Source organism: Gardnerella sp. KA00718, from assembly GCF_049244285.1.
Taxonomy (GTDB): Bacteria; Actinomycetota; Actinomycetes; order Actinomycetales; family Bifidobacteriaceae; genus Bifidobacterium; species Bifidobacterium vaginale.
On record NZ_CP058370.1, the window covers coordinates 399,368 to 424,881 of the forward strand.

A 25,514-nucleotide genomic window follows, 5' to 3' on the forward strand; every position below is an offset into this window, starting at 1 on the left:
TATATATTCACTTCGTATAAAATTTTTGTATGTCATATACAAATGTGTTATGCAAATAATGTAATGAGTTATATATCTGAAGACATGGATTGTATAGGGTAGTATGACAAAGCTTCCTTAGACTTTTTAATCCATAATTCTGGAGTATTTAAGAATTCGTTCATACCTTTCCATGCTGCCCCTAATGCTGATGCATTACCTGGAACAATAGATTTCATTATTTCTATAGATGACCAGTTTGAGCATATTGCTCTTTCTTTAATAGTCTCAATTATTTTATCTTTTACAGAATCGAAAATTTCTGAATATATTCCATCAAATATAAAAACTGGCATGTCAAATATATTTATAAATGATGATATTGCTATTCCAAGCTTTTCTGCTGCTATATTTGCGGCTCGAGTTGCAGCAGGCTCATTTCTGAATAGTGCTGCATAAAAATTATTTATCGATGCATTTTCTCCTAGTTTTCCTTCCCTTATTAAGGCTCGACTTCCAGCAAAGCTTTCTAAACAGCCTGTATGCCCACACGAACAATTAGATTTTCCAGATGATACAAAAACGTGCCCGAACTTTCCGCCCCAATTATTGCACCCTTGTTCAAAAGTGTTATTTTTTATTAATGCGGTATCTATGCTATTGCCGCTATGTATATAGAGAAAATTCGGTATTGTATTACCTTTTTTGTTTCTTAAATAGATTTCTGCATATGCTCCAGCTGCAGCAAGGTCTATAAATGATATTGGTATGAATTCTAAGTTATTATCTTTGTCGTTCTTATTGTAGAAGTCAGATAAATCAACGTGGCTCCATTTAAGATTTGGGCTTGATATTTTGTGTTGTTCAGTTGTATTCATTAAACCGCTAATTGCTATAGATATTGATACTGTTGGAAGATTTGCTTTTTGTAATTTTTGCTTCGTTGAGTAAATAATGTTTTTGATTTTTTTCAATATTATTGTAGGATTTGTGTCATTTATTTGTTCATAATATCTTGAAAGAATATTTCCAGATATGTCTATTACACAGGCTTCCAAATTTGATTTTGATAAAGATAATCCTATTGATGCATAAGTATGTAATGATGGGGTCAGTGGTACTGCTGGTCTTCCTGATCCAGTTATTTCTGAATGTAATTCGCTAATTATTCCATATTCTATTAGTGAATCTACCAAACGTGTAAGAGTTGACCTATTTAATCCAGTTATTCTTGCTAATTCTGCTCTAGAATAATGTTTGTTGCTTGAAGTCAGTGTGTTAGCTATTAACGTCAAATTATGGTTTCGAATGGATTTTGACCTTGCTGGGTCGAGTTGATTATTGTATAGAGACATCGCGCTTGTGTGTTTACTGTAATCCATCAACTGCATATATATAGTATGCCGTACGTGTTGGAATTGTTAAGATATTTTTGTTGCTCGTGTAGACAAAGTTAATTATTTGACGTATTATGTTGCATAAAGCAATTAAACCTGACGATGGTGTTGGGAGGTAATATGAGTATTCATAAATTGGTAGCGGGTGTTGACTCTTCTACTCAATCATGCAAGATAGTTATTCGCGATTTGAAAACTGGCGCATTAGTAAGGTCTGGTTCTGCCAAGCATGGTCGAGGTACTGAAATAAATCCTTATGTTTGGCGTAATGCTTTTGATGAAGCTGTTAAACAAGCCGGCGGATTGGATGATGTAGTCGCTATATCTATAGCAGGTCAACAGCATGGTATGGTTGCGCTTGACAACAATGGTAACGTAGTTAGAGATGCTATTTTATGGAATGATACAAGATCTGCAATTGATGCGTATGAATTAATAAACGAATTTGGAAATGGTTCTACTGAAAATGGAAAATTAAAATGGGCTAAGTCTGTTGGTAGTGTTCCAGTCGCATCTTTAACCATTACAAAACTTAGATGGATGAATCGTGAAGAACCTGATAATCTAAAAAGAACTGCAGCTATTGCACTTCCTCATGATTGGCTTACTTGGGTTTTAAAAGACGGTAAAGACATAAATACTTTAACAACTGATCGTTCAGAAGCATCTGGAACTGGATATTTTTCTTCAGAAGATAATGAATACAAGAGAAGTATAATCTCTATGACTGCTGGAGATGATTTTGCAAGTAAAGTTGTTTTACCTCGAGTGGTAGGACCTCATGAGTGTATCGGTGAATCAAATATTTGTGGCGTTAATATGAAGATTGGTCCAGGAGCTGGAGATAATGCAGCTGCTGCTCTTGGGTTGGGTCTAAAGCCAGGGGAAGTTGTTTTATCTATTGGTACTTCTGGGGTTGTGTCTTTGGTGTCTAAAGTTCCAATTCACGATTCAAAAGGATATGTTACGGGTTTTGCAGATGCTACAGGAAATTATTTGCCACTTGTTTGTACGTTAAACGCATCTAGAGTAATTGATTCGTTTAGGCAAATTTTACATATGACACATGAAGAATTTTCGCATTCTGCTTTGTGTGCTCCTCCTGGATCAGAAGGATTGGTTGTTCTTCCATATTTTGAAGGAGAAAGAACGCCGAATTTGCCAGATGCGACTGGTGCAATACATGGAGTTACTTGTGAGAATTTTACTCCTTCAAATATTGCACGTGCTGCGATTGAAGGAATGCTATGCGGAGTTGGTGTCGGAATAAAAGCTATGACATCTCTAGGAATGAAAGTTAATAAGATTAATCTTATAGGAGGCGGCGCTCAGTCTGAGGCTGTTAGAAGAATTGCTCCATGCGTTCTTGGATTGCCTGTCAGTGTACCAGAATATAGCGAATATGTTGCGGATGGAGCTTCAAAACAAGCTGCGTGGGTTTATTGTGGTGGTTCTGAGCCTCCAGAATGGGTGCCTAGATTGTCTAGTGAGTATATAGGTGATTATGTTCCATTTATTGCAGAGCGATTTAATGAAGTTTCTGAACGTTTTATAACGCGTTCAGAAGCTGTAGATTGTATGGCAATAGATACGATAAAACATTGAAACCAATATATATCGATAATCGTAAAAAATAATATTTATAGTTTATAAATTAAAAAATCATATGCATCACTAATCAAAGGAGAATAAGATGCGTAAATCAATGAAAGTAACATTGGCAACGATGCTGACTGTTGCGTTTTTAGCTCCTATGTCAGCATGTGGATCAGGTGGTCTAATAGGATCAAAGCAATCGTCAAAAAATGGAAAAATAAAAATGGTTCTTGTTGCCAAGCAAGAGGGAATTCCATGGTTTGATGATATGCGAAGTGGTGTTGAACGTTTTGGTAAAGATCATGAAGGAGAAGTTGAAGTTAAACAAATTGCTCCAGATTCTGGTGATTCTGCAAAGCAGGCTCAGATGATTTCTGATCTAATTTCGCAAAACGTTAAAGCTGTTGTTGTTGTTCCAAATGATCCTCAAGCTCTTAAGCCAGTAATAAAGCAAGCTAAGGCTAAAGGCATAGTTGTTATTTCTCACGAAGGTGGCAATATTGCTGATGATGTTGACTATGATATAGAAGCATTTAAGAATAAAGACTTTGGTGAGGGATTCTGCAAGCCTCTTGCTGATGGAATAGGTGGTAAGGGCAAGATAGCAGCGATAGTTGGTTCAAAGACAATGGAAACACATATGGCTTGGTACAAGGCATGTAAGTCTTTGATAGAAAAAGAATATCCAGATATTTCATTCGTATCTGACGAACCGTATGAAGATAACAATAATGATGATACTGCTCGAAAGGTTTCAACGGAGATACTTAATGCGCATCCAGATTTGAAAGGACTATTTGGCACATCCGTTTCTGCAGGAGCTAATATGGCTGCTGTTTTGAAAGAGCGAGGAAATAAAAACGTATTTGTTTCTTCTCTTGGTATTCCATCTGTTGATATGCCTTACATAAATGAAGGTTGGGTTAAGTATGCTAAAGCTTGGCGTCCTGCTGATGCTGGTTACGCAGCTCTATCTCTTGCATATAACAAGATTAAGGGCAAGAAGATTAGTAATGGTACAAACCTAAATGTAAAAGGTTATGAAGATATTCAAGTTGATGGTCATCAAGTAAGAGGTAATGCTCCTATGGTTCTTAAGAAAGGTGATTTCCCAGACGGAAAGTATCCTTTCTAATCTTTTAAGTTTCATAGTGATTCAAGAATAAAGGTGATGGACATGCGTCTAAAGGCAATGAATATTTTTAAAAGTTTTGGTGGAGTGCATGCTTTAAAAAATATTAATTTTGATATTTCTAGTGGTGAAGTTCACTGCTTAGCTGGTGGCAATGGATGCGGTAAATCAACGATAGTTAAGATTTTATCCGGAGTTTTGCGACCTGATTCTGGAAGTATTGAAGTTGATGGTGAGAATTATTCTGCTTTAACTGCTAGACAAGCAATCGATCTCGGTATAGCTGTTATTCATCAGGATTTATCATTGTTTAACACGATGACGGTAAAGGATAATATTTGTTTGCCAGAGCAAGTCCATCACCGCAGATTTTTTATAAATAATTCTTTGGCTGATAAGGTTGCAAAAGAAGCACTCGAACGTATAGGAGCTAATATTAATTGTTATGAAAGAGTAGAGAATTTATCAATGGCTGCTCGTCAGCAGGTAGCTATTGCTAGAGCATTAGTGCTTAATGCAAAAGTTATTTTTATGGATGAACCTACTACTGCTCTTACTTATTCAGAAGTTGAAGAATTATTGAAGACTATAGAAAATCTAAAATTGAATGGAGTTTCTGTAGTCTTTATATCGCATAAGCTTGATGAAGTTTTTTCTGTTGCAGATAGAATCACAGTATTTAGATCTGGTGAATTAGTTGGAACTTATAATGCAAAGGACTTAAATCCTAGAAAATTATCTTCTCTTATGATTGGTCATGATGTTCAATTCGGTATTCCTAATAATTATGACATGAACAAGGAAGTTGTTCCAACATTAAATATGGAAGATGTAAAAGCTTCTAGAGTTAATGGCGTTACTTTGAGTGTAAATCCTGGTGAAGTAGTTGGATTTAGTGGATTGCTTGGTTCTGGCAGAACAGAAACAGCACTTGCTCTATTTGGCCTTAATCATATAACTAGTGGTTCTGTGAAGATTAATGGAAAAATTGTTGATATAAATAATCCTCGTGATGCTATAGAAAGAGGTATCGCTTTAGTTCCTGAAGATAGGTATAAGCAAGGTCTTTTCCAAGATAGTAATCTTTTAAGTAATTGTGCTTCTGCAATTTTGAGTAGGATATCTAACTGTTTTGGAATTGTAAATCAAAATGAAGAAAAAATAGTTGGGGATGAAATCCTCAATGATTTGCAAGTTAATACACATGATCTCAGTTTGTTGGCTAAATCTTTATCTGGAGGTAACCAACAAAAAGTTCTTTTAGGTAAGTGGGTTGCAACTAACCCAAAGCTGTTGATATTAGATTCTCCAACCGTTGGTGTTGATGTTGGATCTAAATCTCAAATTTATCAGATCATACGCAGACTAGCTGAGAAAGGCATATCGGTTATAGTTATATCTGATGAGGAAGAAGAGCTCCTTGCTGTTTGCAATAAAATTTACATTTTTAAACAAGGAAAAGTTTCTACTCAAATAACTGGTGATGAATTAGAACCTGGATTTTCTAAGATTTTCAGGGAATCTACAGATAGAGATAATTCTCATAAATCCAATGAAAGTTTTATATCTTCTTCAGACAAAGCTGTTTCTTTTGTTCAAAATGGAGGTGCGTTGTGATCCCAAAATTAAGATCATTGTTGCCTAATGTAAAACGACCAAATTCTATGGAAAAGACATTGCTCACAATAATAATTTTGTATGCCATGACTGTTTCTGTTGTGAATAAGCACTTCTTTACATTGGGAACTCTTGCAGATTTGACGCGTAATGGTGCAACAATGGCGATACTTGCTGCAGGAGTATACGTTATTATGATTGCTGGAGGTATTGATGTATCTTTTCCAGCTGTAGCTATTATGTCTGGATATACATCAGTTGTATTTGCTGTTAACGCTAAGATAAACTCAATCTTAGTTATTCTTATTATTGCTGCTGTTATAGGAGCAGTTCTAGGAGCTATAAACGCACTTTTAATTCATTGGCTTGAATTACCAACATTTATAGTTACCTTGGGAACATCCTCTATTTTTTACGGGTTAATGACAACTACGGTTGGAACTAAACCAGTTACTATCAGTAAGATGCCATCTTCTTTATTAGAATTTGGAAGATGTAATATTGTTTCCTTCACAGTGAATGGTCAGCAAAATGGTATTTCCATATTCTTCCTAATATCTATATTTGTCTACATATTTGTATGGTTTATTATGAATCATACTTCTTTGGGACACAGTATTTACGCTATAGGTAATTCGGAGGAGTTTGCAAGACGTGCTGGTCTGCCAGTTCTTGGTATAAAACTATTCATTTATCCTCTTATGGGTGTTTTAGCTGCAATAATGGCAATTATTTCATTTGCCAATTTAAAGTTTGTTGACCCAACAAGCATTATGGGTACAGAGTTAACTGTTATTGCTGCAGTAGTTATAGGGGGAACTAGAATTACTGGCGGATATGGTACATTATTTGGCACTTTTCTTGGCGTTGCCTTAACGCAATTACTTAATAATACTCTTGTCTTTTTGGGATTGAAGTCATCGTGGAACAATCTATTTATTGGCGGAGTGATGATTGCTGCAGTAGTTGCTATTTACTATGGAGAGAAATTGCGTAATCGTAAGAATATGTCCTTTCTTGGCTGAAATTTGAAATAAATTTAAGATTGATTGGTTAAATTATGTTAAATCATTTATTGGCTGGATTAAATATATTCAATTTATCGAATATTAAACGTGTATGGTCAAATATTGAGCGCTCTAGTAAGGTTCTTTATTGTTCTGTTATATTAGTTTGTCTTATATTTTATATTTTATTAGGCGATACTTTATATAACTGGAGTACTTTACAATCAATGGGTTTCCAAATAGGTGAGTTTATGTTTCTTGCTTTAGCTATGGGACTTGTTGTATTAACTGGTGGCATTGATTTATCTGTAGTTGCGAATATGAACGTTGCTGCAATAGTTATTGCATGGATATTGTCGGGATCTGAATTGGGTAGAATTGGTTCGCCAATCTTATCTATAGTTATCGCTGTTGTACTTGGTCTTCTTTCCGCAATTGTATGTGGTGTTATTAATGGGTGTTTAGTTAGCATGGCTGGAGTGAATCCTATTGTTGCTACATTAGGCACGCAACTTTTATTTGCAGGCATTGCAACAGCTGCTACCAATGGCTCATCTATAGGAGTATCTGTGATTGATTATTCCATGTTTGGAATATCATCTGTAGCTGGTATTCCTACCGTGTTTTTGATTGGAATAATTAGTTATGCGATTACTGGATGGGTTGCCTCTCATACTAGATATGGTCGAGAACTATATTTCTATGGTTCAAATCCTGTAGCTTCTCTGTTCTCAGGGCATAGAGTTAATAGAACTATTATTATAACTTATGCAATTTCTGGTTTATTTGTTGCTATTGCAGCTCTTGTTATGGTTGCTAGGGTGAATTCAGCTAGAGTTGGTTTTGGTGGAACATATTTGCTTCAGGCGTTGTTGGTTGTAGTTCTTGCTGGATTTGATCCATTTGGCGGTAGAGGCAAGTTTGCCAATCTTTTCCTTTCAGTCATTATGCTTCAAGTTTTGCAAACTGGTTTTACTATATTAAACTTTTCTCCATTTATTAAAAATCTTACATGGGGAGCGGCTCTTATTTTTGTGATGATTGTCAATAGGCTTTTGGAGTATAAAACATCTGTAAATTGCAAATCATCACATGATAATAAAGATAATAATATTTCTAAAAAATAGTATTAATAACATGTAATTATGTTATTGAATTATTAGGGAAATTATTAAAACAAAGGAGTTTTTATGAATTCTAAAGATGTAGAATCTATTTTAAATGAGTTGCATCAAACTTTTGATGTTATGAACTATTCATCAATTGATGAAGTAATAGAAAAAATTAAATTTGCTAGACGAATAGTTTGTGCTGGTGTAGGTCGTGAAGGTCTTACATGTAGGGCATTTTGTATGAGATTAATGCATCTTGGGTATTCTAGTCATTGGATTTGGGATGACACAGCACCATCTATTTCTAAGGGAGATGTTTTCTTCTTTACTTGTGGATCTGGTGAGATTGAGCATTTGTTGACTGTTGCAAGATTGGCAAAAGAAAGTGGAGCAACATTGATATGTGTTACTGGTGTTTCAGATAGTAGTGCAGCTAAACTTTCTGATTTAACTATTTTTATACCTGCTTCTGTTTATAAGGGGAAGGGGGATTTGGTTCCTACGATTCACCCAATGGGAACATTGTGGGAGACGGCATCTTGGATATTTCTTGATTCTGTTATATATGCTATTCATAGCAGTGAATCAATTACGTATGAGGATATGTCTTATCGTCATCGAAACTACGAGTGATTTATGGTGGACAGTATAAGTATGTGCCCGTAGTTTTCTCCTATAGTGCGGCATGGAGTTTGTGCTTTTGCATAAGCTTCATGCCGTTTTGTTGTTTGATTGTGTACATGTTTTATTTTGCAGAAAATGATTGTAAAAGTTTGTCGGCACGTATAGACGACACGCCAATTAAATGCAAACCTTAAAAAAACCTGAAAGAATCTTAAAAAAATTCTATATACGGCGTGTCTTGGATATTTTTCTGTTTTTAAATATGATTAGTCGTAATTTTTACGTTTTATTGTGTATATTATTGTGAATTTTCAGAAAAACTTCAAAACAAACCTGAATGTAAGCTGAATGTTTTGGTTGATTTTTGTTAAAGCATGTTGTATCTTTTGAATCAGCAACCAGTGAATCCCTAGTTCAACTGGTGCTACGCGGGAAACCGCATAAGGCAAATTCTTTTTCGTGTTCCTAGCACGGAGGAGAAGAAGAAAGGAAATTAAAATGATGAATAAGAAGGTTATCGCCGCTTTCGCTGCTGGCGCCACCCTCCTCTCCGGTATGGCATTCGCCGCTCCAGCATTCGCTGCTGAGCCACAAGCTCCTAAGAAGGAAGAGTGCAAGCCAGCTGATGCTGCTAAGCTCGCTGAGCTTAAGAAGGCTGTTAAGGATGCTGATCGTAAGGCAACCAAGGCTGGTTATGATGCTGAAGATGCTCAGGCTAATTATGATAAGTCTGTCGCTGAGTACAATGCTAAGAAAGCTATTGCAGACAAGTATGATTCTACAATTGAGACTTATACTTCTGACAAGGCTAAGGCTGATGCTGAGCAGGATGGTGTTAAGAAGGCTCAGCTTAATGTAAAGGTTGCTGAGGATAAGGCTGCTTTTGAAGCTGCTAAGAAGGCTGCTGATGATTACAAAGATAATGCTGGTACCAAGACCTTTGATGGTGCGACTAAAGCAATTGATACTGTTGCTAAGGGTGATTTGACTGCTAAAGTAGGCAATGCTGTTTCCCGTGCTGAGCTTCTCGAAGCTAAGGCTAAGAAGGCTGATGCTGATAATGAGTTGAAGGAAGCTAAGGCTGCTCTTGCTAAGGCTCAGTGCACCCCAGCTCCAGCTCCACAGCCATCCAAGCCTGAAGCAAAGCCTGTTGTTCCTGGCGTTCATGTGAAGGCTGCTGATAAGGCTAAGGCTGTTGAGGCTGTGAAGACTGCTAAGTTGCATCTTGATGATGCTTTTGCTGCTTATACTAAGGATTATGCTGAGTATGTGAAGGCTAAGGCTACTTTGGCTGGTAAGGTAGCTGCTCAGGAAGCTGCTGAGAAGGCTTTGAAGGCTGCTCAGGATGCTTTGGAAGCTTACAATGTTTCTGCTAAGAATGATTCTGTTTTGGCTCAGCGTCTTGCTGATGCTGTAGATCGTGCTCAGGCTAAGGTTGTTTTTGCTGTTGCTGAGACTGCTAAGGCTAATAAGGATTATGCTGAGGCTAAGGCTAAGGCTGTTGCTTCTACTGCTAAGTATAATGCTGCTTTGGCTGAGTACAAGGCTTGCTATAACGATGCGGAGGCTTTCGGTGTTGAGGCTTCTAAGCTTCCTCCTGTTGTGACTTCTGATCCTTTGGCTCCTAATTTTGAGGATGTTCCAGGTGCTGCTAAGGCTATGAATGATGCTGCTAGTGGCAAGCTTGGTAAGGCTGCTCAGCAGGCTGCTGGTAAGAATGCTCCAGCTGCTGCTAAGGGTGAGCTTGCTGCTAAGGGTGCTAAGGGTCATGGTAAGTCTGGCGAGAAGCTTGGTAATGCTGGTGTTGGTGTTGCTTTGACTGCTTTGGCTGCTTCTATGCTTGCTGGTATGGGTGCTGCTGTTCGCAAGATGCGTCACTAAGCACTACCTACTTGGCTTTACTAAACTAAGAGCGTATGCTCCTGTAGTAGAGCTGAGTAAGTTGCAACTTCCAGTGGTTTGGTTTTACTAAGCCACTCGGGGGCTGGGTTCTCTCAGCCCCCATTTTCATATCTAGAATACCGTTGTTATATATTTATATGATGTATTTTGCTTTATGAGTATATATGCAGAAAATGATCTGCAAGTTGTAAAATGCAAATTATTCTAATAATGTGTGCATATTTTTACAACTAGAATTAAATGTTTGACAATGTGTATCGGATTATAATTTAATATCTAAGATTAATGTTTTATATCAAGGGAGATATTTTACTTATACTTATATTGCTAATATCTAGTTTACGTTGTAGTACGTTGTTTTCATAATGTGTATATATCAAATATTTTTATTTTTTAAAGTGAGTAAACATGGCAAGTCTTAATGATTTCAAATTGATTAATAAGCGTTCGGAAATATGCTTAGAAAATGCTATAGGAAAAGAACGCTTTTACAAGTTGTCTGATGCTGATAAAAAGAGATTTGGATTCTACTATCTAATATTAGGATTAACTACTGGCGTCGCTGACGCAGATGAAATTGAAAGAATGATAATCGATACTGACTATTGTAATAAAGTTCGTAAAACGAAGAATAATGATTTTGGTATTGATGCAGTATATATTAACGATGAAGAAAATAAAATTCTCCTTTACAATTTTAAATTTAGAGATAATTTCAGTCCTGTAAAAGGTGGGAAAATAAGTCCTATTCTTGATTCAACAAAATTCTTGAGTATGACTTTTAACAATAGTTTTGAAAATGTAGATGATAATTCTATAATTTCAAAAAATGTCATGAAAAGCATCAATGAAAAAATACATTCAGACTCTGCCTGGAATATTGAGTTAATTGTCGTATCAAATGAAAGTAATGGTACAGATGTTAATAAGCCAGAGATAGATTCTTTGATGAAAGACTATGATGTTAGTATAAAGTCAATATCATTGGACGATATTACTGGCTTCTTGCGAGATAAGAATTGTGAAATATCCTCAACCTTTGTTATTAATAAAGAATCATTTTTAGTTTATGAGTCTGATTCTTCTTCCTCGTCAAAATCTTACTTGGCTAAAATAGATATTGCTGATCTAATAAGAATTACATGTTCAGACGAAAATCTGAGGAATTCTCATGACTTTTATGATCATAATTCTGATCTTGAGAGAATAAAAGACATGAAGCTTGCTGTTGGCGTGTTGTATGAGAATGTTAGAGGATATTTAGGTCATTCCAAATACAATAAAAATATTATTAATACTTTGCGTAACACTCCAGATAAATTCTTTATGTTCAATAATGGTATAACCATCACAGCTAAGAATGTAAAAGTTGATTCCATTAATGCAAAAACAAAATATATATTCACGCTAGAAGATATGCAAATTGTAAATGGAGGACAGACCTTAAGAAGTATTTATGAGTTTAAAGACAGTGAATTTAAGGAAGAAAATCTAAAAGAAGCCTCAGTTTTAGTTAGGATCTTTAAAACCGAAGATAAAGAGGATCTAATAAATCAAATAGCCGAATATACTAATAGTCAAAATGCTATTTCTGATGTTGATCTTAAATCTATTAACAAGGTGCAAATAGATATAGAAAAGTTATTAGAAGAAAATAGAATAGGATATATTCGTAAAACTGGCGATATAGGAAAGTCTAATAACTTTGAGCGTCAGATAAGTAAGGAAAAATTAGCTCAGATTATTTATTCGTATAAGGGATATCCTGACAGGGCTACAAATCAGAAAAAGAAATTATTTGGAATTTATTATGATGAAATTTTCGCAGAAAATAAATCATTATTTGATGATTTAGTGAACTTAATAAATTTGTATTATAAAATAGAAGAAAAATATAAGGAACTATATGATGAAAATGATGTCTACAATCAGAAGATTCTATACATCATATATTTGCAAAGTAAAGGTGAAGATGATATTGAAGGGAATATACATCTTCTAGAAAAAGTCTTAGATGAATATAGGGCTAATGATGATATTTCTAAAGCTCGAAAGTTGATTCAAAAAGGATTTAAAGAATATTTGGATATTGAGAGGTGCAAAAAGAATGAATAATATTTTAAATATTTAGTCATGTCTTATTGTTAATAAGACATGAAGAAGTATTCATAAGACATAGTGCGCATACAGAATAAGCAATGTAGATTTATAAATTAAATTTACATTGCTTATTTTAAGAATGTGTTCTAATAAAAAGTGGTTGTTTTAGCGGACGCAATATAATTTCTTATATTAAAAGAGAAGTGCATATCGTTCTTTGAAAGAGTACTATACTCGTAATCCTTTGTTTTAAATTTACGTTGTTGATTACGCTAGCCCACGTTCGTTTATTTTTGCCAGCGTTTGTTATCATATTTGGCGATTTTGGGAACAAATGTGGGGAAGTGTTCTTGGTTTTGTAGCCGAATAAGCCGTTGTATATGAGCTTATTTCCAATATTTTCGTGGGTATCAATATGAATTACTGTTTTTACGAGAGCTTGTAACAAACGTATATTTCAGATGATCTAATTTTTTATTCTGCAAGTAGAATTTCTAATAGTTAACGTTAATGGTAATTGAATATGTTTTGTTTCTCCATTAAAACTTATTAATTCTAAAGTAGATTTAGCAATAGCTTCAAATGGTTGCTGCAATGTTGTTAAGCTAGGATGCGCCCATTTGCCAATATGAATTCCATCGCACCCTATTACAGATAAATCATCTGGTATCTTTAATCCATATCTTTCAGCTGCTCCAAGTAACCCTAGTGCTGAAATATCTGAGCTACAGAATATTGCGGTTGGTGGATCTGGGTTACTTACTATGTATGGGAATATACTTTCTCCAAATTCCTCAGTATATGGACCAGAAAATATTAAAGAATCATCGTATAATATTTTGCTATTTGATAAAGCAGATAAATAGCCATGTTTTCTGTCTGAGGTTGTGCTTAATCCATCTGGTCCTGACACGTAGGCTATTCTCTTATGCCCCAGGGAAAGTAAATAACAGACAGCTTGGTATGCTCCAGAGTAATTGTCAACAGTTACTGTTGATATATTAGATAATTTTTCATCATTCATTTGCTCATCTATTAGAACGGCATTCATTCCAGAAGGTATTACTTTACGCAAAGCTATATTATTGTTATTTAATCCAGCGTATATAAGTCCAATATACTTTTGCTCTTTAATTATGGATTCAACAATATTTCTTTCTTTTATTGGATTTCCTTGCGATATTTTAATATTTAATGTATATCCTAAACCATCTGCTGCCATGGATATTTGTTGACATAGTTCACTATAAAATGGGTTATTTAATCCAGGAATAACAAGCGCCAGTGCTTTGTAAGTTGTCTTTGAGTTTATTTTAGTTGTGTATTTATAGAAATGTGCAGCCTCGTCAATTCTTTGTGCTGTAGAGTCTTCTACGTTTAACGTACCATGCAAATATCTCGATACGGTAGATGTAGATACATTTGCTCTTCTAGCCACTTGAACAATTGACATATAGACTCCATAAGTTTTATTGAAAAATCAATAGCTTAATAAGTAATTTAATACTGTTAATGCTACTATTGCGCAAAAACTTTTACAATAGAAAAATTTGCGCAAAAATATTATAGTATTCTAGCAATGAAGCCCTTTTAGCCCATATTTTTAGCGTTTTTTGTGTTTGTTTTATTTGCGCAAAAGATTTATTATTTTTTATAAGAACATCCTTAATGTGTGAGATTTACAAAGTAGAGATGTTTTTATTTATTCAAAGCAAAGGAGCTGTTTATATGACAAAAGTTTTACTAGCTGGAGAATCTTGGATTTCATCTACTACAGAATATAAAGGTTTTGATGAATTTACATCCACTAAATTAGAAATTGGTTGCGTGGAATTTCTTGATGCTCTTAGAAAGTTTGGTCACGATGTTACACATCTAAAAGCTCATGATGTTCCAGAAAACTTTCCATGGACAATGGATGAATTAAACAAATACGATGTTGTGATACTTTCAGATATAGGAAGTAATTCATTTTTACTACCTAATAGGGTATTTGGTGAAGGAAAAAGATGCGTAAATCGTTTAGATTTATTAGCTAAATGGGTTCGTGAAGGTCATGGACTGATGATGGCAGGTGGATATCTTTCCTTTGCTGGATTTGAAGGTAAAGCTCATTATCATGGTACATCTATTGAAGATGTGCTTCCTGTTGAAATAAGTCCATTTGATGATAGAGCTGAAAAACCTCAAGGTGTAATTCCTAAAATAGTATCCAATCATCCAATTGTGAATGATTTGAGTCCTATTCCAATTCTTCTTGGATATCAAAAGCTTTTAGCTAAAGAAAGTTCTAATATTCTCATGAAAGTTGATGATAATCCTTTGCTCATTGTTAATGAGGTAGATAAAGGCAGAAGTATTGCTTTTGCATCAGATATAGCTCCTCATTGGGCTCCGGAAGCGTTTATGCAATGGAGTGGATATGGTCAACTATTTTCTAATTGTGTCAAGTGGCTTTCTAAAGAAATTTAATAATTGCAAATTAAAATTATTATTCACTATAAGAGTGAAGAATTATATGAAAGGAGATAATCATTATGAATAGTAAACAACGTTATATGGTTCCTTTATTGTTCATTGGAACGGTATTGGCTGGTATGCTTTCTCCAATGCAATCTGCTGTGAATGGACAATTGGGAAAAGAATTAGCTGATGGCAATGCTTGCGCAGTAGTATCATTCGGTTCTGGACTTGTTGTTATGTTTATCATAATTCTCTCTCGAGCGTCTACAAGACAACAATTTGCTTCAATTCCTTCGAAAATTCGCTCTAATAATATACCTTGGTGGAGTTGGCTAGCTGGATTATGTGGAGCTATGGTTGTTTTTTCTGAAGGAGCATCTGCATCTGTACTTGGTGTTGCAACATTCCAGACAACCTTAATCTGTGGAATGGTTTTGTCTGGATTATTATGCGATAGATTTGGAATAGGTGTAGATACAAAGCAACCGTTTAATTTACCTCGTATATCTGGTGCAATTCTTGCAATTGTTGCAACTATTATGGTTGTTTCACCAAGCTGGCATGCTCCGTCAGTTGTATTTCTAGCTGTTCTACCATTTGCTGCTGGTCTTTTAGCGGGATGGCAACCTGCTGGTAATTCGGCAGTGGCTAATGAAACTGGTTCTATGTTAGTTTCTATAACTTGGAACTTTATAGTAGGTTTTTCCGTACTAGCAATTGCTCTTATTGTTAGAATCGCTACAGGTCAGACTTCTTTCCATCTTCCATTGACTTGGTGGATGTACTTAGGTGGTCCGCTTGGATTATTGTCTATAGCCTTAATGGCTTTATTGGTGAGAGGATTAGGTCTACTTCTTCTAGGACTAGCTTCGACGGCTGGACAATTACTTGGGTCTGTGTTGATCGACTGGCTTGTTCCAGCGTTAGGTGCAAAAGTATACGTTATTACACTTATTGGAACAGTTGTAGCACTAGTAGGTGCTGTTATAGCTGCAATACCTTCTGCTCGTAATGATCAGGATGAATTAGTCTCACAAGTCAATTGATAAAAAGTTTTTATTTTCAGTTAGTTATTATAAAGGAGTAATAACAATGTGTACTGGAATTGGAATAAGAAGCAAACAAGGAAATTCATATTGGGGAAGAACCCAAGATTTTGAACAAGAGTTTGAATATGCTGGTATGAAGATACCGTCTGGTACATCTATAGAATCAACCTATACACCATTTATTACTAAATGTGCAGTAATGGGTGTTGCTTGGGCTAAAGATGTGCATAAGAACCCTGTTATTTTAGATGGAATAAATGAATACGGAATATGCGGTGGGTCTTTCTATTTCGATCACTTCTTCCGATATGTGAGTAAGAAAGAAATTGATGATTCTAATAAAATTGCGCTTCGTGGAGAAGAATTAGTTACATGGATATTAACTCAGTATCGTTCTCTCGATGAGATCATTAATTCACTCAATTCGGATTTAGGAATAGTTAATGAACCTGGTCCAATGATGGGGATGTCTGTTCCGCAACATGCTGTTTTTTCCGACGAAACAGGGAGATCTATAGTTGTAGAACCTTCTATTTCTAATGGTTTTAAAATATTTGAAAATACAGTTGGTGTATTTACAAATGCTCCGACCTTTGACTGGCATCTTAATAATTTGAAGGCTCATCTTGAACGTTCTACCAATCGCAAATATCTTTATGACAACAATGAAGCTGTGAATAATGTAGGATTGGATGAGAACATAAGTGGATTACTCGATATACCTAGCGACTATAAACCAGAAAGTCGATTTTTGAGAGCGGCTTATGCAAAATTAATGTCTATGCCAGTTGATGACGGGAATGCGATTAATGAAGTATTTCAATTGTTGTCAATGGAGAACACCCCTAAGGGAGTTCTACGAATATCGGTAGATGATGAGATGTTGGTTCCATGGACTCAATATACGTCTGCATACGATATAAGTAATAAAGATTTATACGCATTTTCGTATGATAATCACAATTTGAAAGTATTACATTTTGGTAATCCTGACGAATGGGATCATGTAAGATATTTTGATTTTGTTTTGAAACAGACATATGAACCATTTGAAGAAGAATTGTAATTAGAAATAAGTTGGGTGTGCATGCTTTTGCGTAACAAATATGCATAGCATGCGCACCCTTGTATTGTTGTATTAATTTAAGTTTTTAATATAATTGTGTTTTTTGTTGATTACGCTAGTACGCGTTCGTTTATTTTTGCCCGCGTTTGTTGTCGAATTTGCTTAAAAAGGGAACAAACGCGGGGAAGTGTTCTTGGTTTTGTAGTCTAATTGTAGTTCTTTAATACGCGACAATTTTATATGCCCATTTTTCTTTAATTAAGTAATGTATAAACAAATTAATACGTTATATTTTATTTATTGTAAATTTAGATTATCCTGTAAATCTTAGGTATGATTTACACTTACTTCTAAAACCATTCAGAACTTTAATTTCATATTATATAAAACGATTATTTAAGGAAATATATTATGTCTGCTGAATCACGCAGATCAACTTTACGCGACGTTGCCAAACTTGCTAATGTGTCTATGGCCACAGTGTCTAATTATCTTAATGACTATCCGTTTATGAAGTCTACAACGAAACAAAAGATTCAGAATGCAATTGAAGAGTTGGACTATTCTGCTAATCAGCAAGCTCGTAATTTACGTCGTGGTCATACAGGATTGATTTCATTATCAATACCAGATCTTACGCAGATATATTTTGCTGAATTGGCCGAGGAAATAATTAAAGCTGCTCGAGAGTATGGTTATCGAATAATAGTCGAATCTACTGGAAATGATCGTGAGCATGAAATTAGCTCAATCAAGGCTATGTCGCGTAATATGACAGATGGATTAATACTGAGCCCAACATGCATGACATCGATTGATGTTGATGAGCTTAAAGGCAACTATCCTTTGGTGATATTGGGTGAGCGTATTTTTAATGCCCCAGCCCCGCATGTGGTAATAGCCAATGATTCTGGTGCCATGGAGGCTACTAATCACCTTATAAATTCAGGATGTCGTACTATAGCAGTAGTGGGTGGAACGCTAGATGAAATTATACCATCTTCGCGTTCGATGCGTACTAAGGGATATATGATGGCCTTGGCTGATCATGGAATAGCATTTGATCCGTTAATGATTCGTGAATGTGGTGATTGGACTAGTGAAGAAGGTGCAAAAGCTGTACGTGATATGTATTCACAAGGAATAAGGCCAGATGGTATTTTTGCTTTGAATGATTTATTAGCACTGGGCGTAGTGAGTCAGTTGCGTGAGATGCGAGTGAGTATTCCTGAAAGTGTTCGCGTAGTTGGTTTTGATGATATAGATGAGGCAAAGTACACAATTCCGTCTTTGACAAGTGTAAACCCATGTCGTAAACAGATTGCTAAATTGTCAGTTAAATCCATTGTAGATCAAGTTGTATCAGGTGGACGTTTTCCTCGACAGCGTATTGATGTTGATTGTTGTCTTGTGTGCCGTAAATCTTCTCCAAGTATTTAACGCGTGTATCTGTAGTAGAGAGTTATATTATATATTTCAATAATTCATTTTCAATATTATTTATTATGTATTGACAAAATTTTGAATTATTCTATACTTAAAATAAGTAAATAAAAACTGAATCGTTTCAGAGATAAGATATGAAAACATCGATATGGGTAAGATATTTGAAGTAGTAAGTTTGTTGCTGTAGATATTTTGCTCTTGTTGATTGCTTTTTCATTAATTATTGCGAGTTTTTGTTCAATAAATCTGAAACGATACAGAAATTTACTGAACACCAACGGAGGTTTCTCATGATGTCAGCAATGGAAAACTGCACGACTAAAGGCTCTATAGATGATACTGCTGTTCATCGTAACGACTTGTCTAAAATGATGATGAAAAATAGTGGGAATAATATTGGCTCTTGGAAAACTAAGATTCGTCCATACTTATTCATAGCTCCATTGGTTATCCTTTCAGGTTTCTTTATCTATTATTGCATAGGTTTTACAATTGCAACTTCATTCACTGACTGGGATGGTATTTCAAAGGAGATGGACTTTATTGGTTTAAAAAACTATATTAAGTTGCTTGTTCCAAATTCTATTTTCTGGATAGCGTTAAAAAACAATATAATATTTATGGTAGTTACTGTGTTCATCCAGGCTGCACTGGGTCTGCTTCTTGCTGTTATCCTCAAGGAACGTTTACGAGGATCTAGTTTATTTAAAGCAGTTTTCTTTATGCCGATTGCGATGGCTCCTGTTATTATTGCTGCTATTTTTCGAATAATTATGGATACTAATGTAGGTGCTATTAATGAAGCATTGCGTTTTCTACATCTTGGTTTCTTGTCGCAAAGTTGGTTGGGTAATCCACGTATAGCACTTTATTCTATATGCGCTATCAATATATTTGAGTGGATGGGCTTTTCGATGATTATTTATTACGCAGGTCTTATGTCAATTCCTGATGATATTTACGAGGCAGCTAAAATCGATGGATGTGGTTTTTGGAATACTCTTTTTAGAATAACTATTCCAAATCTTTCTGGTACTACTAACACTTTGATTCTTTTAGGCATTGTAGGTTCTCTTAAAACTTTTGATATTGTTATTCAAACCACTGGTGGAGGTCCTAGCCGTTCTACTGAATTCCTAAACACTTACCTATATAAGACAGGTGTTCAACAGTTTAATGGGGGTCTCTCTGCATCTATTGGAGTAATGATTCTGATTATTTCTGTTGTTCTATCAATAATTCAAGTTGTTATTAATGATCGATCTAACAGATGATTAAGGAAAGGATATTACAATGAAACGTAAAGTAAGCACGACCGCTATTATGTATGTTGTACTTGTATTCTTTCTTTTGATTTGGCTTTTTCCAATAGCTACTGCAATATCTAAATCTCTTAACTTCAACGGTTTTAAAAGTTATGAGTCAGTAATAACTAATGAAAATGTACATTATTTCAAAGTAGTATTTAATTCATTCCTCATATCTATATCTACTGTCGTAATAGTTGTATTTATAACATCGCTTGCGGGTTTTGCTTTTTCAAAAATGAAATTTACCGGAAGAAAAGTTATTTATATATTAATGCTCGCTTGCATGGCTGTTCCAATTGCTTCGGTGACAATGCCATTATTCTTCACAATAAAAACTTTTGGACTGATCAATACGTATATTGGTATGATTATTCCACTTGTTGCATTTAATGCTTTGCAAATGCTTTTGCTATGGAAAAATTATTTTGATTGTATACCTAACGAAATCATTGAAGCCGCGAGAGTAGATGGTTGTTCTACTTGGAGTATTTATTCACGCATACTTATACCAATTTCCACGCCTATGGTCGCTACTACTGGAGTTCTAACATTTGTATATAGCTGGAATGAGTATTTAATTCCTCTGTTACTTATACGAGATGAAAGTAAGTACACTGTCACTCTGGCATCAACATATTTTATGGAAACAAGAAGTCAAACTCCAGAGATGATTTCACAAGAATATGCTGCATTGATTCTTATGACAATACCGTCAGTAATTGTTTACATGATTAGTCAAAAATGGCTTCAGTCTGGTATTACTGCTGGAGCAGTAAAGAACTAAGCAAATGTATAGGAGTAATACTATGGGTTCATTAAACGTAGGATGCGTTGATGTTAGCAATAATGTGAATTCAAGTGCATTACATAATGAGTGCAATTCCGATTTTTGTTTAAACATGTTGTTGACTGAAAAACACTATAGTAATCCAGTTCAGTATTCTGATGGTGAAAAACATACTGCTCCTGATCCATTTGTGATTCGATATCGTAATTTGTACTATTGCTATGCTACTGACAAAAATGGTGTTTTAGTTTCAACATCTACAGACATGGTTCGTTGGGTATCACATGGTTATTGTTACACAGAAAATAATAGAAAGAATTTTTGGGCACCTTCTGTAATTTTGATTAATGGTATTTTTTATATGTATTTTTCAAATATGCCACAGTGTGAAAATGATACTCATACAGAAATTATGCGTGTTGCTGTAAGTAAAAATCCTCTTGGTCCATTTGAAAAGAAAGCTGAACTATTTGATACATTCGCTATTGATTCACAGGTTGTTGTTGGAGATGATAATCAGTTATACATGCTGTATGCGGATAATCAGGCATGTGGTTTATCTAATTTACGACCTGGTACTTCTGTGATGATTGACAGAATGGTAAGCCCATACAAGCGAGAAGGATCTCCGAAGCCATTAATTTTACCTACAATGGATGAAGAAATTTTTGCTCGTAATCGTTTTGGAGATGGGAGAGATTGGCATACTGTAGAAGGTGCTACATACTTTACTTTCCGAGACAAAGGTTTTATCACCTATTCTGCCAATGCTTATGAACATGAAGATTATTTTGTTGGGTATTCAGTTGCTACATTACCTAAGGTTCCTTCTGATAGGCATATAGACAAGCTTTCATGGGTAAAGCAATGTAATAATGGTCATTTTGATCCACTTATTATACGCTCTGATAAGGTTGAAGGTACTGGTCATAACTCTATAGTAAAAGCACCAAATGGGGTTGATGATTGGGTGGTTTATCATGGTCGTGATGCTTCAGATGAATTGCATGATGGTACTGAGAAACGTGTTATGCGTATAGATCCTCTATACTATTCAGAGGGATTGCTCGATACTACTGGACCTTCAAATTGCGTATGTGATGCTCCTTTATCTGCTGATGTATGCACTGATTTCACTGATGGAATTCCATCGGATTGGAATATAATATCTGGTTCTGCACATGTTTTGGAAATTGATGGACAACCTTCTATATCTTCTTATGATAGTTATGGTTTTTCGGCAATTTCTCCTCTTATTTCTTCAACGTTAACTATTAGTTTGTGGGTGAAGGGTGGTAATGGTCCGTTAGGATCTAGATTTGGCTTAATCCCTCGTTATTTTGATAACAATAATTACACTTACGTTCTGGTTGATGTTGGATTGCATTGTTTGCAAGTGATAGATAGTGTATCTGGAATAGTTAGACAGATAAATACTATGTTGCCTTCTGACATAAATTTATCTTATTGGCATGAGCTAGTTGTATCACGTGAATACGGAATTTTGGCAGCTCGCTTTGATGGTCGTTATGTAGCGACGATAAGTGATATTAGCTCAGAACAAGGATTTTGTGGTGTAATTGTAAAAGATAATGATTCTGCAATTTCGTCTTTCTCTGCTGTAAATCATGTTAATTTATGGGGAAAGTCTTTATGCAATATTGTGAACGAGATTAATGTTGTCGATCGTTTTCGTCTTACAAGCAATGAGGTGGAACCGTTTAATGTTACTTCATCGCGAATGAGATTACGCAATTTGCTTAATGGTAACCGTTGTGTAATAGACTTTGCGCTTACTAATGATCGCTCGGAGTCAGTAATTAATATAGGCGAATACAGCTTAGTGGTATGTATGAATTGTATTGATTTATTGCGTGATGGAAAATCTATTATAGCTTGTGAAGAACCGTCGAGATTGAACTTGCAAGATGATGCAAGAAGAGATATTAGAGGACGAGTATTGAGGACTGTGCGCCTTGCTGCTTCTGATAGGATGCTTTTTGTTCATGTGCGTAATCATAGTTGGCGCTTGCCATTTATTGGAAACAAAGTAGTAGATATTACCCTTAGTGAAGCTTCCATCACTGGATATACTCGTACCTCATTAGGTATTTCAGTTGATAGATCCGTAGAACGCGTGGAGAAAGGAGTGTGAAAAACTGAATAAATTGCACTATAATCTTGGCAATTTGTCAGGGTTAAGTAGATATCACAAAGAAGTGAAAACTATTGCGTTGATGAAAGACGCTAATAAAACAAGGAGAATACTATGTTTAAAAAGAATAAGATTATTGCAGCTTTAGGAGCAGTTGCCATGTCAATTGGACTCTTTGCTGGATGCGGTTCAAGTTCTGCTAGTAAATCTGATGAGGGGTTAGGAACAACTGATAAGCCTATCACTTTGACATTTTGGACATGGCAGCCTACTGATGCTCAATGGAAGAGAATTTATTCTGTTTTTAATAAGAAATATCCGAATATTAAAATCAAGTGGTGGCGTACCTCTGAAATGTCTGATTATCAGAAAAAACTACAAACAGCTATGGCAGGAGGCGATGGCCCAGATATATTCGGAGTACAGGCTGGGTCTACTGTTGAACAATATGGTCGTTTTGCTGCGGATATGAAAAAGCTCGCTAACAAGTACATGCCAGAATGGGATTCTAAAGTTTCTAAAGGGGCTGTTGAACAAACAACCAATATGAGCGGAAAAATGGTTGCAATGCCTACAATCACGTCTGGATCTGAGTATATTTTATACAATAAAACTCTTCTTGACGAGAATGGTGTTAAGGTTCCTCATTCATACAATGAACTTTTGGAAACAAATAAAATTCTTACATCCAAAGGATTAATGCCTCTTGCTCTTGGTGCTAAAGATGGGTGGCATCTTGATGACATTTTTGTATGGCTGTCAAATCAGTATGGAGAGGGTGACATATATTCTGCAGCAGCTGGAAAGAAATCTTTCACTGACAAAACTTTTGTTAAAACCATGAAGGCTTGGAAAAAGATGATAGCTGATGGATTGTTCCAAGATGGTGCTGTAGGAACATCCACATATCCAGATGCTCGTGATAATTACTTCTATGCTCGTAAAACCGCATTTTTCCCTACAGGTTCTTGGCATGTTTCTGCTGTTTTACCAAATGAAGAGACTAAGGGAACTGCAATTGAGAAAGATGAATTAGGTATGATTGAATTTCCTGCAATAGGGAATAAAAATTCTGGTTCTACTACTGGCGTTGACTTCGGTTTGTGTGTTAACAAAGACTCCAAAAAGAAGGAAGCTGCAATGAAATTCATTGAGTTTATGACTATTGGCGATGGGCAACAGGAGTGGATTAACACTTTGCAAGGCGCTCCAGTAGATAAAGACATGAAGGTCAAAATTCCAGATGATGCGACACAATCGGCTAAGATTTCTATTGATCTTGTCACTGAAGGTCAGGCTCGTTCAAAACTTGCGCGAAAGTTAGCTTATCAGGAGATTAATGATGAAATTGCAGTGCAAATGCAGAAAATCTATACAGGAGACGCTACTGTAGAATCTGCGTTGAAAGCAATTCAGACAGTAAGTGAGAGTGTTAGTCGGTAAATTCTGATTTCATTTTATATATATATTCAAATTGTAAGGCGCTTTCATGCATATGCAATGTGGCGCCTTACATGTTTTGAAATAAATATGAAGTAGTTGGCAATACGCATATTGAAAGATATGTTGTTCATTGCACAATATCTATTTTGGCATTTGTACGTATAACCGTACCTGAGATAAAATAGTTCAAGAAAGCATAATAGGTACTATTATCTAGTTTCTACAAAATCGATGAATTTTCCTATAGCATATGAATAGTTAGGGTATGCGTCGTATTAAGTATCGTTTATTTTTGCACGCGTTTGTAGTCATATTTGCTTAAAAAGGGAACAAACGCGGGATTATGGATTGCGCGATTAGCGTTTAGAACAAAAAAGACCGCAGCGACGAGACTGCGGTCTTAGATAGTTAGCGCGTTACGCTTGCGATTAATTGCGCATTACGATTAGTCACGCATAACGCATCACGATTAGTCACGCATAACGCATCACGATTAGCGCATTACGCATTACGCGATTTATCGCAATTAATCACGCATTGTGATTGCGTTTAAACGCGCCATACAATCCTGCGCAAGCAGCGCTAGCGATTGCAGCCTTAATAATATCGCCCACAATAAAGCCAGTAGAAGCAACGGCGATTGCCAAAACAGGCAAGTGCATCATAAGCGATTGACCTACAAATCCAAATGCGTAAATCACAAGAGAACCAACAACAGATGCGGCAAAATACGCGCCAAATAGTGCAAATTTCTTAGCAACAGAATCCTCTGGCATAGCGGCATTAACAACGCCTTCGAGCGCAGACTTTACAAGCGCAATCACAGCCACACCGAACACGAATCCAACAAGGAATCCAACGCTAGGACCTGCAAAAGCCACAACGCCGCTCTTTCCGCCTGCAAACACTGGCATTCCAGCAGCACCAATCGCAAGGTACATAAGCACAGAGCTAACGGCTTGGCGCCAAGTCAAAGTAAGACCAGCCAAAGCCAAAACCAAAGTTTGCAAAGTTACAGGAACAGGAGTTCCAGGAATCGGCAATGCGCCAGCCATAGTAGCAGCGCTAATAAGAACAGTAAACAAAAACGCCTTAGCAAATGGAACAGCCAAACGATTAACGCCAAAAGCCTTAGATGCAACTGCGCTAGAGTTTGCGCTAGAGTTTGCATCAGAGTTAGATTCAAAATTAGCCACGATATCCTTCTTTCGTATTGTTTTTCGTTGCTGAATCAAAGATTAGACAAAAATCACCAGTCGCGCGTTGGAGAAGTTTACAAAAAATCGCATAATGTTTTGTTCAAATTCACGGATACTATAAGCCAAATTT

The 25,514-nt window shown here is 35.7% G+C and carries 19 protein-coding genes; 16 read left to right on the forward strand and 3 right to left on the reverse strand.

What is annotated here, in order from left to right; all coding sequences use genetic code 11:
- Positions 1-68 precede the first annotated feature (68 nt).
- Positions 69-1,175 (reverse strand): ROK family protein, encoded by a 1,107-nt coding sequence (locus HXT55_RS01760; RefSeq protein WP_240318824.1) that lies wholly within the window; start codon positions 1,173-1,175, stop codon positions 69-71.
- 321 nt (positions 1,176-1,496) lie between these two features.
- Between HXT55_RS01760 and HXT55_RS01765 the strand changes: the two genes are divergently transcribed.
- From HXT55_RS01765 to HXT55_RS01800, 8 genes are all read left to right on the forward strand, one after another.
- Positions 1,497-2,981 carry a xylulokinase gene (locus HXT55_RS01765; protein WP_004114421.1) on the forward strand — a complete coding sequence of 495 codons (1,485 nt, stop codon included), beginning with the start codon at positions 1,497-1,499 and terminating at the stop codon, positions 2,979-2,981.
- A gap of 88 nt (positions 2,982-3,069) precedes the next feature.
- Positions 3,070-4,107, forward strand: coding sequence for a substrate-binding domain-containing protein (locus HXT55_RS01770; protein WP_004114423.1), 1,038 nt, complete (start codon positions 3,070-3,072; stop codon positions 4,105-4,107).
- A gap of 42 nt (positions 4,108-4,149) precedes the next feature.
- Positions 4,150-5,721 carry a sugar ABC transporter ATP-binding protein gene (locus HXT55_RS01775; RefSeq protein ID WP_180372282.1) on the forward strand — a complete coding sequence of 524 codons (1,572 nt, stop codon included), beginning with the start codon at positions 4,150-4,152 and terminating at the stop codon, positions 5,719-5,721.
- A 59-nt stretch (positions 5,722-5,780) separates the two neighbouring features.
- Positions 5,781-6,746 (forward strand): ABC transporter permease, encoded by a 966-nt coding sequence (locus HXT55_RS01780; RefSeq protein WP_226913175.1) that lies wholly within the window; start codon positions 5,781-5,783, stop codon positions 6,744-6,746.
- A 233-nt stretch (positions 6,747-6,979) separates the two neighbouring features.
- Complete coding sequence (locus tag HXT55_RS01785; protein ID WP_004114428.1) at positions 6,980-7,855, forward strand: ABC transporter permease; 876 nt, start codon at positions 6,980-6,982, stop codon at positions 7,853-7,855.
- Between the two features lie 63 nt (positions 7,856-7,918).
- On the forward strand, positions 7,919-8,473 hold the full coding sequence (locus HXT55_RS01790; protein WP_075038411.1) for an SIS domain-containing protein: 555 nt from the start codon (positions 7,919-7,921) through the stop codon (positions 8,471-8,473).
- A 489-nt stretch (positions 8,474-8,962) separates the two neighbouring features.
- On the forward strand, positions 8,963-10,345 hold the full coding sequence (locus tag HXT55_RS01795) for a hypothetical protein (RefSeq protein ID WP_421792300.1): 1,383 nt from the start codon (positions 8,963-8,965) through the stop codon (positions 10,343-10,345).
- 429 nt (positions 10,346-10,774) lie between these two features.
- Complete coding sequence (locus tag HXT55_RS01800; protein ID WP_009994298.1) at positions 10,775-12,481, forward strand: AIPR family protein; 1,707 nt, start codon at positions 10,775-10,777, stop codon at positions 12,479-12,481.
- 451 nt (positions 12,482-12,932) lie between these two features.
- Here HXT55_RS01800 and HXT55_RS01805 read toward each other — a convergent pair whose 3' ends face one another.
- Positions 12,933-13,919, reverse strand: a complete 987-nt coding sequence (locus tag HXT55_RS01805) for a LacI family DNA-binding transcriptional regulator (protein WP_101892058.1) — start codon at positions 13,917-13,919, stop codon at positions 12,933-12,935.
- Between the two features lie 275 nt (positions 13,920-14,194).
- On the opposite strand from HXT55_RS01805, the gene HXT55_RS01810 reads away from it, so the two are divergent.
- The 8 genes from HXT55_RS01810 to HXT55_RS01845 all read left to right on the forward strand — a co-directional run bounded on the left by HXT55_RS01810 (position 14,195) and on the right by HXT55_RS01845 (position 24,185).
- A complete protein-coding gene (locus tag HXT55_RS01810) occupies positions 14,195-14,938 on the forward strand; it encodes a glutamine amidotransferase (protein ID WP_004114439.1) in 744 nt (247 codons plus the stop codon).
- A gap of 65 nt (positions 14,939-15,003) precedes the next feature.
- Positions 15,004-15,975, forward strand: a complete 972-nt coding sequence (locus HXT55_RS01815) for a DMT family transporter (RefSeq protein WP_004114440.1) — start codon at positions 15,004-15,006, stop codon at positions 15,973-15,975.
- Between the two features lie 46 nt (positions 15,976-16,021).
- Positions 16,022-17,044 carry a linear amide C-N hydrolase gene (locus HXT55_RS01820; protein WP_075038664.1) on the forward strand — a complete coding sequence of 341 codons (1,023 nt, stop codon included), beginning with the start codon at positions 16,022-16,024 and terminating at the stop codon, positions 17,042-17,044.
- Between the two features lie 411 nt (positions 17,045-17,455).
- Positions 17,456-18,484: a LacI family DNA-binding transcriptional regulator gene (locus HXT55_RS01825; RefSeq protein ID WP_004116592.1), complete on the forward strand. Its 1,029-nt coding sequence runs from the start codon at positions 17,456-17,458 to the stop codon at positions 18,482-18,484.
- 296 nt (positions 18,485-18,780) lie between these two features.
- Complete coding sequence (locus tag HXT55_RS01830; protein WP_020759438.1) at positions 18,781-19,764, forward strand: carbohydrate ABC transporter permease; 984 nt, start codon at positions 18,781-18,783, stop codon at positions 19,762-19,764.
- Positions 19,765-19,813: 49 nt separating this feature from the next.
- On the forward strand, positions 19,814-20,584 hold the full coding sequence (locus tag HXT55_RS01835) for a carbohydrate ABC transporter permease (RefSeq protein ID WP_225622792.1): 771 nt from the start codon (positions 19,814-19,816) through the stop codon (positions 20,582-20,584).
- Positions 20,585-20,606: 22 nt separating this feature from the next.
- The gene (locus HXT55_RS01840; RefSeq protein ID WP_101892057.1) at positions 20,607-22,742 is read left to right on the forward strand and encodes a glycoside hydrolase family 43 protein; all 2,136 of its coding nucleotides are present in this window, start codon (positions 20,607-20,609) and stop codon (positions 22,740-22,742) included.
- A 114-nt stretch (positions 22,743-22,856) separates the two neighbouring features.
- The gene (locus HXT55_RS01845) at positions 22,857-24,185 is read left to right on the forward strand and encodes an ABC transporter substrate-binding protein (RefSeq protein WP_064623451.1); all 1,329 of its coding nucleotides are present in this window, start codon (positions 22,857-22,859) and stop codon (positions 24,183-24,185) included.
- 530 nt (positions 24,186-24,715) lie between these two features.
- Here HXT55_RS01845 and HXT55_RS01850 read toward each other — a convergent pair.
- Entirely contained in the window at positions 24,716-25,381 is a 666-nt protein-coding gene (locus HXT55_RS01850) for a biotin transporter BioY (protein WP_064623523.1), read from the reverse strand.
- Between the last annotated feature and the right edge of the window lie 133 nt (positions 25,382-25,514).